The organism is Synechococcus sp. R6-5 (genome assembly GCF_047461775.1).
In the GTDB taxonomy this organism is placed as follows: domain Bacteria; phylum Cyanobacteriota; class Cyanobacteriia; order Thermostichales; family Thermostichaceae; genus Thermostichus.
The window spans coordinates 1-1,303 of sequence record NZ_JANSHV010000363.1; the positions used below are offsets into that span (position 1 = coordinate 1).

The 1,303-nt window shown below is 60.2% G+C and carries 1 protein-coding gene; it reads right to left on the bottom strand.

All coding sequences use genetic code 11. From position 1 onward, the window contains the following. Positions 1-29 precede the first annotated feature (29 nt). The coding region (locus tag NW818_RS13750; protein WP_414424872.1) for an IS110 family transposase at positions 30-1,303 on the bottom strand (1,274 nt) is incomplete at its 5' end.

A 1,303-nucleotide genomic window follows, 5' to 3' on the forward strand; every position in this document is an offset into this window, starting at 1 on the left:
ATATCCATAAACGCTCCAGTGAAAATAAGTCAGGCGGCGACCGCCATTAGTGGGGCGAGCGTCACCTGATAACCAAGCTGTTCGAGGCGGCGGACGGCGCGGCGCTTGACGCCCTCATGGTCACGCTCGTCAAAGTAGTTTTCACCCAGGTCTCGATAGGTCTGCTGGCGCGTAAGCAGGTGGTAAGCAATGATCAGAATCGAATGCCCAACCGCCACCAGCGCCCGTTTCGCGCCTCGCCGTCTGGCAATCCGGTGATACTGTGCCTTCAGATACGTATGCTTGCTGCGCGCGGCACCATGCGCGGCTTCGGTCAAGGCGGCGCGCAACCAACGGCTCCCCTTGCGGGTCTTGCCCGACTTGCGTTTGCCCGCGCTTTCATTGTTGCCCGGACACATGCCGGCCCAGGAGGCCAGGTTTTCCGCGCGCTCAAACGGTTGCATATCTACACCGACCTCCGCGACCAGCACTTCGGCAACGCGCCGACTGACGCTGGGAATCGAGTCCAGACGCTCTATCTCGGCCTCAAAAGGGCGCATCTGCTCCGTGATCTCCGCGTTCAGCCGCTCGATGGTCTCGTCCAGATGGTCGATCTGACCGAGCAACTCCGTTACCATCACCCGATGATGCGGCTTCAGCCTGCCCGATAACGCCTTCTGCAACAGATCGATCTTCTTGCGCAGCCGGCCTTGTGCCAGCTCGGCCAGCACCTGCGGATCGGTCTGGCCAGCCAGTAACGCCTCCAGTATTGCCCGCCCGGACACACCGGTGACGTCTGTCGCCACACTCGCCAGCTTGATGTTCGCGTCTTCCAGCACTTTCTGCAGCCGGTTCACAGCACGCGCCCGATCTTCGACCAGCGAGCTGCGAAACCGTGTCAGATCCCGCAACGCCCGCTGCTGAGCCGTGGGAATGAAGCTGCCCGACAGCAGACCGTGCCTCAGCAAATCCGCGATCCATTCTGCATCTGCCGAGTCTGTCTTCTTGCCCCGCAGCGCTTTGATTCGTTCCGCGTTCACCACCAGTATCTCAAACTGCCCTTCGAGCAGGTTGTATACCGGTTTCCAGTACACCCCTGTTGACTCCATCGCCACATGGGTCACCCCTTTCGCTTTCAGCCATGCGGCCAGCGCTCCCAGGTCGTCACTCATTGTCTTGAACGTGCGGGTCTCTTTGTCCGGCTCTCCTGGCTGCTCTCCTGACACCATCACGCACGCCACCACCATCTGCTTGTGTACGTCGATCCCGCAACAACGCTGATACTTCACTTCCATGCTTCGCCTCCCGGTGTTAAGTTGTGACT